Genomic DNA, 12,627 nt, shown 5'->3' with positions numbered 1-12,627 from the left:
GTTAAATCAAAATGTGCTAAAATCACGCTTTAAAAAATGCATTTGAAACCCACATTTACCTCATGAATACTACCCCTACACCAACAAACATCATCGTCGGCCTTTCCGGCGGCGTCGATTCATCCGTTACCGCGGCCTTGCTCAAACAGCAAGGCCATCAAATCAGCGGCGTATTCATGCAGAACTGGGAAGATGACGACAACGACGAATATTGCAGCATCAAACAAGACTCCTTTGATGCCATTGCCGTTGCCGATATCATCGGAATCGATATCGACATCGTCAATTTTGCCGCGCAATATAAAGACAACGTATTTGCCTATTTCCTCAAAGAATACAGCGCAGGCCGCACGCCAAACCCGGATGTCTTGTGCAATGCCGAAATCAAATTCAAATGCTTTTTGGACTACGCCATCGAGCAGGGTGCCGATACCATTGCCACAGGACACTATGCCCGCAAAGAAGTTCGCAACGGCATGCATTACCTGCTCAAAGGTTTGGATCAAAACAAAGACCAAAGCTATTTCTTGTACCGCCTCAAGCCTTTCCAACTTGAGCGAGCGATTTTCCCATTGGGCGAGTTAGAGAAGCCTGAAGTCCGCCGTCTTGCCGAAGAATTCAAATTACCGACTGCAACCAAAAAAGACAGTACCGGTATTTGCTTTATCGGCGAACGCCCGTTCCGCGAATTTCTGCAAAAATACCTGCCGACCAATAATGGCAAAATGGTTACCCCTGAAGGCAAAGTAGTTGGCGAACACGTCGGTTTGATGTTTTACACGCTGGGCCAACGCAAAGGCTTGGGTATCGGCGGCGCAGGAGAACCATGGTTTGTCGCGGCCAAGGATTTGACCAAAAACGAACTGATTGTTGTCCAAGGCCATGACCATCCTTTGCTTTATACGCAAAGCCTGATGATGAACGATTTGAGTTTCACATTACCCGAACGCCCGAAAGAAGGTCGCTATACCTGCAAAACGCGCTACCGTATGGCTGACGCGCCTTGTACGTTGCGTTACTCGGATGATGAAACCATCGAGCTTATCTTTGACGAGCCGCAATGGGCGGTAACCCCCGGACAATCAGCGGTACTGTACGACGGCGATGTGTGCTTGGGCGGCGGTATCATCATGTCCACCGACAAGCCTGTCATTATTACTGCTTAACACAAGGGCCGTCCGAAAACGAAGCGGCGGATTAAATCAAGCCTTTCAGACAGCCTCTATTCTAAAAACGACTAAAACAAAGACTGATCAACATGGAAAAACTCTGGCTCAAAAGCTACGAACAAGGTGTCAACCCCGAAATCGATATTTCGCAATACAGCTCCATCAGCGACGTATTCCGTCAAAGTGTTGAGAAATTTTCGGATAAACCTGCTTTTCAAAACATGGGCAAAACGCTGACTTATGCCGAAGTGGGCAAGTTGGCGACTGATTTTGCGTCTTACCTGCAAAACGTATTGAAACTGCCGCGCGGCGAGCGTGTGGCGATTATGATGCCGAACGTTTTGCAATATCCGATTGCGCTTTTCGGTATTTTGCAGGCAGGTTTGGTGGCAGTGAATACCAATCCGCTTTATACGCCGCGCGAGTTGGAGCATCAGTTGAAAGACAGCGGTGCAACAACGATTGTCGTGTTGGAGAACTTTGCCAATACATTGGAGTTGGTGTTGCCGCGTACGCAAATCAAACATGTGATTGTCGCGTCGGTCGGCGAGATGTTCGGCATGATTAAGGGCGCGTTGATGAACTTTGTCATCCGCAAAGTGAAAAAAATGGTGCCGGAATACCGCATTCCCAATACCGTGACTTTTCAGACGGCCTTGAAGCAAGGTGCAGCAAATACGTTCAAACCAGTCGAATTGACGCGCGACGATACTGCCTTGCTGCAATATACAGGCGGCACGACCGGTTTGGCAAAAGGCGCTGTCCTCAGTCACGGCAATATCTGCGCCAATATGTTGCAGGCAAAAGAATGGATTAAAAACAGCCTGCACGAAGGCAAAGAAACGGTTATTGCCGCGTTGCCGCTTTATCATATCTTTGCCTTGACGGTAAACCTGATGATTTTCGCCAATACCGGTTCTAAAATCATCCTGATTACCAACCCTCGCGATATGAAAGGATTTATCGGTGAATTGAAAAAAGAGCCGATTAGCGTGTTCATCGGTGTGAATACCTTGTTTAATGCGATGGTCAACCGTCCGGATTTCGCCGAAGTCGATTTTTCCCGTTTGAAGCTGACTTTGGGCGGCGGTATGGCAACGCAAAAAGCCGTGGCGGAAAAATGGAAAAAAATCACCGGTACGCCGATTGTGGAAGCTTACGGCTTGACCGAAGCCAGCCCGGGTGTATGTTGCAATCCTTTGAATATCGAGGCTTACAGCGGCGGTATCGGTTTGCCGGTTCCTTCGACCGAAGTCGAATTACGCGATGCGGACGGCAAAGAAGTGCCTATCGGACAGCCGGGCGAATTGTGGGTACGCGGCCCGCAAGTGATGAAAGGCTATTGGAACCGTCCTGAAGAAACCGCCAAAGCAATCGATGCCCGCGGCTTTTTGGAGACCGGCGACATTGCCGTGATGGATGAAAAAGGCTGGCTGAAGCTGGTGGACCGCAAAAAAGATTTGATTGTGGTATCCGGTTTCAATGTATATCCGAACGAAATCGAAGAAGTGGTGGCCAGCAACGACAAAGTCTTGGAAGTCGCCTGTATCGGCGTGGCAAGCGAGAAAACCGGTGAAGCGATTAAGGTCTTCGTCGTACGCAAAGATCCGTCTTTGACCAAGGAAGAGTTGATCGATTTCTGTCGTAAAGAGCTGACTGCTTACAAAGTGCCGAAAGACATCGAATTCCGCGACGAGTTGCCAAAATCCAACGTTGGCAAAATCCTTCGCCGCGAGCTGCGCTGATATATAGAATCAGTATGATAAGGCCGTCTGAAAACGCTGTTTTCAGACGGCCTGAAGCTTTTGCCGTTTGCCAGAATATGCTGCTTCAAGTTAAAATCACACATTCCAACATGGGTATCACATCATGACTAAATTTATTTTCGTAACCGGCGGCGTTGTATCTTCTTTGGGTAAAGGTATCGCCGCCGCTTCTATTGCTACTATTCTCGAGTCGCGTGGCTTGAACGTGACCATGCTTAAGCTCGACCCGTATATCAACGTTGACCCGGGTACCATGAGCCCATTTCAACACGGCGAAGTATTCGTAACCGATGACGGCGCGGAAACCGACCTTGACCTCGGTCACTACGAGCGTTTCATCAACGCCACCATGACCCGCCGCAACAGCTTCAGTACCGGCCAAGTCTATGAAAACGTGATTGCCAAAGAGCGCCGCGGCGACTATTTGGGCGGTACCGTACAAGTGATTCCGCACATTACCGATGAAATCAAACGCCGTATCCACGAAGGCGCGGCCGGTTATGATGTGGCGATTGTCGAAATCGGCGGTACAGTCGGCGACATCGAATCGTTGCCTTTCTTGGAAGCCATCCGCCAAATGCGCAGCCAGCTCGGCCGCAACAATACATTGTTTGCCCACCTGAGCTATGTTCCTTACATTGCTGCCGCCGGCGAAATCAAAACCAAACCGACCCAGCATACCGTTAAAGAAATGTTGAGCATCGGTTTGCAACCGGACATCCTGATCTGCCGTATGGACAGAGAAATGCCTGCGGACGAGCGCCGTAAGATTGCTTTGTTCTGTAACGTTGAAGAACGTGCCATCGTGGGTAGTTACGATGTGGACAGTATTTACGAATGCCCGGAAATGCTGCACAACCAAGGCATCGATAGCATTATTACCGAGCAGCTTCAACTGAATGTCAAACAAGCCGATTTGACCGAATGGAAGAAAATCGTTCACGCGATTCAAAATCCGAAACACACCGTCAAAATTGCGATGGTCGGCAAATACGTTGATTTGACCGAGTCCTACAAATCATTGATCGAAGCCCTGAAACACGCCGGTATTCACACTGAAACTGACGTACAAATTACCTTTGTCGACAGTGAAAGCATCGAGAAGGGCAATGGCGACGTTTCCATGCTCAAAGGTATGGACGCGATTTTGGTGCCGGGCGGCTTCGGTTCACGCGGCGTGGAAGGCAAAATTGCCGCCGTACGCTATGCGCGTGAAAACAACGTACCATACTTGGGTATCTGCTTGGGTATGCAAATCGCCCTGATCGAATACGCCCGCGATGTTGCAGGCTTGAAGGGTGCGAACTCTACCGAGTTTGACTTGAAATGCGCCGCGCCTGTCGTTGCCCTGATTGATGAATGGCAAACTGCGGACGGCAGCGTAGAAACCCGCGACGAATCTGCCGATTTGGGCGGCACCATGCGTTTGGGTGCGCAAGAAGTTGACCTCAAACCGGGCAGCCTTGCCGCAAAAATCTACGGCAGCGAACACATCCGCGAACGTCATCGCCACCGCTACGAGGTCAACAACAACTATGTGCCTCAGTTGGAAAAAGCAGGTTTGGTCATTGGCGGCGTATCCGCAGGCCGCGAGCGTTTGGTTGAAACCATCGAATTGCCAAATCATCCTTGGTTCTTCGCGTGTCAGTTCCATCCGGAATTTACTTCCAATCCGCGCAAAGGCCATCCTTTGTTCAGCGCGTTTGTGAAAGCCGCGTTGGGTAACAAAAAAGCCTGATTGATGTGATTGAAAAAGCACCCGTTTCCGGGTGCTTTTTTGTTTTCAGGCGGCCTTAGAAGTTATTTGTCTTCATTGACTTCGCGGTCGTTCAAAGGTTGTACGGGACGGTTGTTTTCGCCGCCGATAATGTCGCGCATGGCTTTAAACTGTGCCACATCTGCCTGAACCGGAGTTTTTAAGACAACCCAAGTAACGTTTTCGCTGCAAGGCGGTGTTGTCAGCGAGCCTTTCAGTTGGAAGGACTTGCTATCTTTAGGCAGCAGGGATTGGATATTCAAGTTTTTCAACGTTACGGATTCGCCCGCTTTCAGTTTTTTGGCAGTGAGCGCGGACAAGGCAGGATTGTTTTTGCCCGGTTTAAATACAGAGCCGATGACCGCCAAAGTGCCGTCTTCGGCTTGATGGACGAAATGTGCTTCCATTGGAAAATGTTTGCCTTTGAAAGTATGTTCGCTCGGCGTATGGAAGTGGAATTGTTTGAAGGTATAGGTTTTACCGTTGATCACGATGGTTTGGGCCTTGCCTTGCGGCGTGGCTTGAAGGGTATGGCCGTTATTTTCTACTTTGTAGTCGGCGACGTTGTAACGGTATGCCGGTTGTTTGCCTTTTACTGCTTTTGTTGTGGAGAAGTCCACAGGAGATTGCTGTTTGCCTGTTTTGCAGACAGCAAAGTCTTCACTCAAATCGCCCCAGTGTGCAGCATCGTTTTCACCTGTGTAAGACCAATGTGCATGATGGGTTTCGGCGGATACCGTTGCAGTAGAGACAGCCATTAGCAAAGATAAAAAGAGATGTTTGTTCAACATAAAGGCTCCTATTTATTTATATTAGGTAAAAGGAAAAGTTTATACCAAATAAATTATTGATATAAAAAAACTTCTTCATAAGAAGTAAGTTAATGATAGTGGCAATTTGGGAGTGTTGGGTTGATATATGGCAAACATTTATCAAGCAATCATTTTTGATTAAATGATTACAATAAGAGGAAGATTGTCCTTGTCGTGACTTTGAATGGGAGAGGCCGTCTGAAATTTCTTTCAGACGGCCTGTTTTATTTGAAAATGTTGTAAAAAGTCTAAACTCTAATGAATAAAAGTGTTTCTCAAGATGAAAGTAGTTGTTTGTAGCGTTGGAAAACATTAATATTGCTAAACGTGTTTTCACGAGATTTTAACTTTGTTTTGGAGAGAATAATGAAAAAATCGATTATCGCTTTGGTTATTGCCGGTTTGCCTCTGGCTGCATCTGCAGAAGTGATTCTGTATGGTCAAATCAAAAGCAGCGTGACCGTCGGTCAAGTAAAAATCAAAGGTGATGCAGGTTCTGAAACCAGCTCTACCGCAACCAGCATCAATGACAATACTTCCCGTATCGGTTTCAAAGGCAGCGAGAACTTGGGCGGCGATTTGAAAGCCATTTGGCAGGTAGAACAAAAAACGGCCATTACCGGCGGTTCCCAAGGTTTTGCCACTCGGGACTCCTTCATCGGCCTGCAAGGTAACTTCGGTAAGATTCGCGCCGGTAAACTCAGCAATATGCTGAATGAAATGGACACCATCGATCCATGGATGTACAAAACCAATGCCGCAGGCTTGGGCATCTTTACCCGTACCGGCAACCGCAACGCCGCCGTACGCTACGACAGCCCGGATTTCGGCGGATTCAAATTCAACGTGTCTTACGCACCGCGCGACAACCGCAATCCTTCAGACAAATACACGCACACCAAACCGGCTAAAGACCAATACACCGGCGGCGTGAGCTTCTCTAAAAACGGCTTTACTGCCAATGCGGCTTACGGCCACTACAACGGCGCATACACCGACAAATCAGGCAAAGTCAAAGCGGCGCAAATCGCCAAAGTCGAAACTTATTACGATAAAGACAATCTCTTTGTCGGCGGCGGCGTACACTATGCCAAAGGCCATGAGACAGCCAACGATTATTTAGGCTATTTCACCGATGGTTTTAATGAGTACAAGGGTAGTGACATCACTGCCGATTCAGGCAAAAAGGAAGCCGTAAAAGTAGTTGATGCAGCGGTAACAGTCGGCTACAAATTCGGCAACGTGACCCCACGCATTACTTACGCACATGGCTGGCCTGCCAAGGGCGTGAACAGCGGCGAGAAATTGGTGGATAAATTCGACCAAGTCGTCGTCGGCGGCCAATACACCTTCAGCAAACGCACCGGCATCAATGCCCAACTGGCGTATCTGAAAGTCGGTAACAAAACCCGTCTGACTGCGGCTAACAAAGGCGGCGTTGAACAAAAAGCCGCTTCTGTGGGTCTGTATCACAAATTCTAAGCCGTCTTGAAATACAAGGCCGTCTGAAAAATTTCAGACGGCCTTTTTGTTGATTAAAGCGGTTTATTTGTCGTGGTTGGTCAGCGTTGTGCCGTGACGGCCGCCGCGTTCTTTCAAACGTTGTACCAAGCCTTCGACCGTTGTCGGCATACCGTCGATACAGAATGCCTGATACAGGGCGGTGTGCAGGGCATCGTTGCGGCTGAACGCATTGCCGATCAGCTTCCAATCGCCTTTGCGCGGCTCGATCCAGCGGTGGTTTACTGTGTCGCCGTAAGCGAATACTTTGTAAGACGAACGCTTGTCTTTGCTGTAAGTAAAGGATGTGCGGGCGCAATAGAGGCCTTCGACAGAGAGGTTGTCGTAGCCTTTGTCGGAGCGCACATTCAAGACGTAGCGGATGCTGTTGTCAGGCGCAGGCATGATTTGCAGGCTGCTGAGCAGGATTTTAGGCTGCTTGCCGTAGGTTTCGTTGACATAGAGGTCGAACCAATCCCCCGATTGGGTATCGGGCAGGGGCGGAAACTCGGCTTTGTGTTCTTTAAACTCGCGTGCGGCAACTTCTTCAGGGCTTTCCTGATAACGCGTGTTGGTCAGCGTATCCTTTTGGCTGAAACCCAAAGCAAATGCTTGAGTCGCGGCAAGGCTGAGAGCGAGAAGGGCAAAACGGCGCATAGACAGCTCCAAAGTGAAAAACGGCTTTATTTTATGGGCTTGCAGGGTGGGGTGCAAGTAAGTACGGTATAATTGACGTTAATTCTGATTAATATGACGAGTTTTCATACTAAGGACATAGCGGTAAAAATACAGGAAGGTTAATCGATCTCAAAGCAGCTTTGAAACAGCGATTAAATTGATAACAAGATAAATGCTAAGGGGAAAATATGAAATTAGACAATGTACTAAGTGAGTTAATAGAGCTATATTCAAGAACAACCCCATTTCCTTCAAATAAATTAGAATTTTCATTTGAAGAGCTGGATATTTCATCCTTATCTTTTCAAGGGGAGCTTTTATATTATTATCGGCATGTTCAAATGAAGGGAGATTGTTATTTTAGAAATAGTAATTTCAATATAATATTGCTGCCTTTACATTCCGAATTTGCAACAGTCGAACATTGGGCTTTGCAAGATTATGAAGAATTTATAGATGGGAAATATCAAATTTTTGCTTGTACAGATAGTGATGCCATTATTTTTTGCGATATAACTCATTTAATGTCTCCTGTATATGCAGGAAGACCAGGAGACCTGGATTTTTATCAGTTGAGTAATAGCCTGACAGAATTTTTTATGTTTTACATTGCTTTCACAAAGATGCAACAAACAAGAGAATTTGAAACATCTACTGAGTATTTTGCAGAAACAGCCATATTGATTGAAAAATATATTTCTGAAAATTCACAAAATACCGCAAAAAAATTTCTTTTACATTAAAAATGCTGAATTCTCTAAAATAGTTAAAAGTTAAATTTATCATTGCGTTAGTTATAGCTGAATAGTTGTGCCGCTGTTGGTAATGCGGCAATAAAACCTAACCCCAATACACCTATGGAGCCTTATGAATACACAAACTCTGGATGTCATCGGTTTGAAATGCCCGTTGCCGATTTTGCGTGCCAAAAAAGCTTTGGCGCAAATGCAGGAAGGCGAAGTGCTGACCGTATTGGCCACCGATGGTGGCGCGCCCGGCGATTTTGAAGCGTTTTGCCGTCAGACCGGACATGTCTTGTTGGAATCGAGCGAGGCTGACGGCGTGTTCAAGCTGGTGTTGAAACACAAATAAAGGCCGTCTGAAATGTCTAAAGCCGTCGCGTTGTCTGCCGCCGTATTGGCCGTCTGCCTGAATGCATGCGGCAATGAAGGCGTTTCACCGCAGAACGCTGCCGATTATGCCCAAAATGTAACCGACTTGTTCCGCCAAAGCTGCGTGGCCGCAGACGGCGATGCCGCCCTTGTCGGCGAGTTTGCCAATGCCAGCAAACTGGTTTTATTGTCGAAAAAAGATATTGCCGATTTGCCTGCCGGAATGATGGATTTGGAGGCATTAAGCATTTGGAAGAAAACGGAAAACGGCGCAGATTATTATTTGAGCCTGACTGAAGACAGTTGCAGCGTGCGTACGGCTAAAGCCGACGACCATCTGATTTTTAAACAATTTTTGGCTTTAGCAGAAAATCCGCCGCAAGGTTTGAACGCTGAGTTGCGTGCCGATAATTTGGCGGAAACCCCATTGCCTATGCGTCAGATTTCCTACGCATGGCGCGCGTCCGGCAGTCCGAAAGAAACCTTATTGACCGTTAAAACAACGTCGTCCGAGCATTTTCCGGTACAGGCTGTTTTTTATTTGACCCATCATTCTTACGACAATAAGGCCGCCGTTTTGCCTTAGGCTGGTTGACGATTGAAACATCAAATTGCTAGAAACCGTTACCGCCGAATAAAGGCCGTCTGAAACATTATCAAACCAAACCACTCGAAAGTAAGCTATGCAAACCCTGACCATCATCCGCCCCGACGATATGCACTTACACCTGCGCGACGGCGACGCGCTCAAAGCCGTTACCCCGTACACCGCCCGACAAATGGGCCGCGCGGTTATCATGCCCAACCTGAAGCCGCCCGTCGTCAGCGTTGCCGATGCCCAAGCATACAAAGAGCGCATTCTGGCCGCCCTGCCAGAAGGCAGCACCTTCCAGCCGTTGATGACGCTTTATTTGACCGACAATGCCACTCCCGAACTCGTGCGTGAGGCCAAGGCTGCCGGTATTGTGGCTTTCAAACTCTATCCAGCAGGCGCAACCACCAATTCCGATTCCGGCGTGACCGACTTGTTCAAACTGATTCCTGTGTTGGAAGAAATGGCGAAACAGGGCATTTTGTTCTTGGTCCACGGCGAAGTCACCGATCCTGAAATCGATATTTTTGACCGCGAAGCCGCCTTTATCGAGCGCGTGATGAAACCGGTTTTGGCGCAAGTGCCGAATCTTAAAGTCGTGTTTGAACACATCACCACTGCCGAGGCTGCCCGACTGGTATTGGAAGCCGGCGATAATGTGGCCGCGTCCGTGACGCCGCAACACTTGCTGCTCAACCGCAACGACCTTTTGGTCGGCGGCGTGCGTCCTCATCATTTCTGCCTGCCCGTACTCAAACGCGAAACCCACCGTCAGGCTTTGGTTGCCGCCGTTACCGGCGATAAGGCGCACAAATTCTTCCTCGGTACGGATTCTGCACCACATGCCAAAACTGCCAAAGAAAATGCTTGCGGTTGCGCCGGTATGTTCAGCGCAATGACTGCCATTGAGCTTTATGCTGAAGTGTTTGAGAAAGCAGGCGCGTTGGACAAACTGGAAGCCTTTGCTTCTAGAAACGGTTCGCGTTTCTACGGTCTGCCTGAAAATACCGATACCATCACATTGGTCAAACAAACGCAAACCGTACCTGCCAGCGTACCTTACGGCGATGGTGAGCTTGTGCCGATGAGGGCCGGCGGCGAGATTGAATGGACGGTGCAATATTAAATTTGTTGTCAATAAGGCATAAAAAGAAACAACCTGCTTGAAAAGGCAGGTTGTTTTTTTATTGTCGTTCAGACGGCCTGTCATGGGGAGGGAGGCATACAAGGCCGTCTGAAAACCAAATTATATTGCGTGTTTATTCGGTCAACATGGGTTTCAGCGCTTCCCAAGCCTGCGGCAGTTGGGTAAAGCCGTCCGAAGCCATCAAATGGCCGCCTTCGGGAATATGGGTAACAGGGCTTTTGAGTTTGGCCGCCATGTCCAAAGTCAGTTCGGGCGGAACATGGGTGTCGTTGTCGGAAACCAGACAGTGTTTGGGCATGTCGATTTTGCGCAGGATGTCGAAATCGGGGGATGCTGCTTTAATGTAGGCATCGAGCGCAGGTAAGGGCGGCAGCGTATCGGCAAAACCGGCGGCAAGCAACAGACCGCCGATTTTTTGGGGCTGTTGGCGGCTGAGGAAGTGAAGGAGGGTAATGCAGCCGAGACTGTGGCCGACTAGGAAGGTATGGGCATCGGGCTTGCCGATGTGCTGGTCAAGGGTAAACTGCCACGCGGTCGTGCTTGGTTTGTCGGGATTGGGCATGGCGAGGGAGATTGCTTGTGCGCCGGTGCTTTTGACTTGGGCGCAAAGCCAGTCAAACCAGTTGCCGTGCGGATTGCCTTCAAAGCCATGTACGATATAAACGCGTCGATTCATGTTTTTCCTCCTTCAGACGGCCTAAGACTTTTGTCTAAATCTCTGCCTGTAAGCGTTCATTATACCATGTTTGTTTATGTTTTATTGTTTGTCGCTTGGTAAGGATGGTCGATTAAGCTTTTGTTGTTAAATGATATTTGCAAGAATAATAAAGCAAACAACACGGCAGGTGCGGATGGCTTTGCCGTGTTGTTCGGGTTTGAAATATATATGGGCCGTCTGGAAAACCGGTTTAGAAATAGCCTTGTTTTTTGCGCTCTTCCATTGCCGCTTCCGATACGCGGTCGTCCATGCGTGTGGCACTTCGTTCGGAAATGGTCGCGGCGGCGGTTTCGGCAATGATGTCTTCGGGCGTGGCGGCGGTACTGGCAACAGGGCAGGTGCAGGAAATATCGCCGACGGTGCGGAAACGGACATCACGGATTTGGGCAATTTCGCCTTCGCGTTTAGGGGTCAACGGGGTAACGGGAACGAGCAGGCCGTTGCGTTCGACAACTTCGCGTTTGTGGGTGTAATAAATCGGCGGCAGGGCGAGTTTTTCGCGTGCGATGTATTGCCAGATGTCTAATTCCGTCCAGTTGGAAATCGGGAATACGCGCATGTTTTCGCCTTGGAACAGGCGCGTATTGTAGAGCGACCATAATTCAGGACGTTGGTTTTTAGGATCCCATTGGCCGAACTCGTCGCGGAAAGAGAAGATGCGTTCTTTGGCGCGCGCTTTTTCTTCATCGCGGCGCGCGCCGCCCATCAGCGCATCAAAGCCTTGTTCTTCGATGGTTTCAACCAGCGTAACGGCTTGTGCGGCGTTGCGCGAATCGGTTTCGCGGCGCAAGACGACGCTGCCTTTGCGGATGGATTCTTCTACGCTACCGACCACAAGTTGTACGCCGGTGCGTGCGACCGTATCATCGCGGAAACGGATAACTTCGGGGTAGTTGTGGCCGGTATCGACGTGCAGGAGTTTGAACGGCAGCTTCAGCGGACGGCCTTCGATTTGGAAGGCTTTGACGGCCAGCGCCAGCAATACGACGGAGTCTTTGCCGCCGGAAAACAGCAGAGCCGGGTTTTGGGCATTGGCAATCACTTCGCGGATGATGTAGATAGACTCGGCTTCGAGCCAGTCGAGGTGGTGGTTTTGGATGGACATTTTTTCTCTCTTTGCAATCTTGGCGATAGTCGATACTTTAGTGAGGCCGTCTGAAAAAGGGAAAGAATGGTTTGTTTGTTGCAAAGATGTTTTTGTTATATTGCAAGGCCGTGTTTTTCAGACGGCCTTTGCGCTTTAACTTATTTTTAACCCGATTTCTCTGACGAAGCGCCTGTCTTCGCGTACACTTTGGTTTTTTAGAAATGAGAATGGTTTATGTATCACGGCGAGAGATTTAATGCGTACAGCCATTTGGCCGGTTTCTTGTTGGC

The 12,627-nt window shown here is 48.7% G+C and carries 12 protein-coding genes; 8 read left to right on the top strand and 4 right to left on the bottom strand.

Going from position 1 to position 12,627, the window contains the following annotated elements; genetic code table 11:
* Positions 1 to 62 precede the first annotated feature (62 nt).
* The 3 genes from mnmA (at position 63) to ACTHSP_RS03735 (ending at position 4,673) form a co-directional block, all read left to right on the top strand.
* Complete coding sequence (gene mnmA, locus ACTHSP_RS03745) at positions 63 to 1,166, top strand: tRNA 2-thiouridine(34) synthase MnmA (protein ID WP_440345655.1); 1,104 nt, start codon at positions 63 to 65, stop codon at positions 1,164 to 1,166.
* A gap of 92 nt (positions 1,167 to 1,258) precedes the next feature.
* Positions 1,259 to 2,914, top strand: a complete 1,656-nt coding sequence (locus tag ACTHSP_RS03740) for an AMP-binding protein (protein ID WP_049331343.1) — start codon at positions 1,259 to 1,261, stop codon at positions 2,912 to 2,914.
* Between the two features lie 124 nt (positions 2,915 to 3,038).
* Positions 3,039 to 4,673: a CTP synthase gene (locus ACTHSP_RS03735; protein ID WP_049329907.1), complete on the top strand. Its 1,635-nt coding sequence runs from the start codon at positions 3,039 to 3,041 to the stop codon at positions 4,671 to 4,673.
* 62 nt (positions 4,674 to 4,735) lie between these two features.
* Here ACTHSP_RS03735 and ACTHSP_RS03730 read toward each other — a convergent pair whose 3' ends face one another.
* Positions 4,736 to 5,482 carry a carbonic anhydrase gene (locus ACTHSP_RS03730; RefSeq protein WP_070829607.1) on the bottom strand — a complete coding sequence of 249 codons (747 nt, stop codon included), beginning with the start codon at positions 5,480 to 5,482 and terminating at the stop codon, positions 4,736 to 4,738.
* A 387-nt stretch (positions 5,483 to 5,869) separates the two neighbouring features.
* Between ACTHSP_RS03730 and ACTHSP_RS03725 the strand changes: the two genes are divergently transcribed.
* Complete coding sequence (locus ACTHSP_RS03725) at positions 5,870 to 6,985, top strand: porin (RefSeq protein ID WP_107867704.1); 1,116 nt, start codon at positions 5,870 to 5,872, stop codon at positions 6,983 to 6,985.
* 63 nt (positions 6,986 to 7,048) lie between these two features.
* On the opposite strand, the gene ACTHSP_RS03720 is transcribed toward ACTHSP_RS03725, so the two are convergent.
* The gene (locus tag ACTHSP_RS03720) at positions 7,049 to 7,660 is read right to left on the bottom strand and encodes a CNP1-like family protein (protein WP_070829604.1); all 612 of its coding nucleotides are present in this window, start codon (positions 7,658 to 7,660) and stop codon (positions 7,049 to 7,051) included.
* Positions 7,661 to 7,869: 209 nt separating this feature from the next.
* Here ACTHSP_RS03720 and ACTHSP_RS03715 point away from each other — a divergent pair, with 209 nt between their 5' ends.
* The 4 genes from ACTHSP_RS03715 to pyrC all read left to right on the top strand — a co-directional run bounded on the left by ACTHSP_RS03715 (position 7,870) and on the right by pyrC (position 10,511).
* Complete coding sequence (locus ACTHSP_RS03715; RefSeq protein ID WP_314512096.1) at positions 7,870 to 8,424, top strand: hypothetical protein; 555 nt, start codon at positions 7,870 to 7,872, stop codon at positions 8,422 to 8,424.
* 124 nt (positions 8,425 to 8,548) lie between these two features.
* Entirely contained in the window at positions 8,549 to 8,773 is a 225-nt protein-coding gene (locus ACTHSP_RS03710) for a sulfurtransferase TusA family protein (RefSeq protein ID WP_003681929.1), read from the top strand.
* A gap of 12 nt (positions 8,774 to 8,785) precedes the next feature.
* Entirely contained in the window at positions 8,786 to 9,379 is a 594-nt protein-coding gene (locus tag ACTHSP_RS03705) for an NMCC_0638 family (lipo)protein (RefSeq protein WP_314512098.1), read from the top strand.
* Positions 9,380 to 9,476: 97 nt separating this feature from the next.
* Positions 9,477 to 10,511, top strand: a complete 1,035-nt coding sequence (gene pyrC / locus ACTHSP_RS03700; RefSeq protein ID WP_314512101.1) for a dihydroorotase — start codon at positions 9,477 to 9,479, stop codon at positions 10,509 to 10,511.
* 133 nt (positions 10,512 to 10,644) lie between these two features.
* On the opposite strand, the gene ACTHSP_RS03695 is transcribed toward pyrC, so the two are convergent.
* Together ACTHSP_RS03695 and cysD are read right to left on the bottom strand one after the other, a co-directional pair.
* Positions 10,645 to 11,208 (bottom strand): RBBP9/YdeN family alpha/beta hydrolase, encoded by a 564-nt coding sequence (locus tag ACTHSP_RS03695; protein WP_003681918.1) that lies wholly within the window; start codon positions 11,206 to 11,208, stop codon positions 10,645 to 10,647.
* A 232-nt stretch (positions 11,209 to 11,440) separates the two neighbouring features.
* Positions 11,441 to 12,373 carry a sulfate adenylyltransferase subunit CysD gene (gene cysD, locus ACTHSP_RS03690; protein WP_314511694.1) on the bottom strand — a complete coding sequence of 311 codons (933 nt, stop codon included), beginning with the start codon at positions 12,371 to 12,373 and terminating at the stop codon, positions 11,441 to 11,443.
* Positions 12,374 to 12,627: the final 254 nt, after the last annotated feature.

It is taken from the genome of Neisseria sp. P0001.S005 (assembly GCF_051963715.1).
This window is presented reverse-complemented; position numbering and strand designations above follow the sequence as displayed.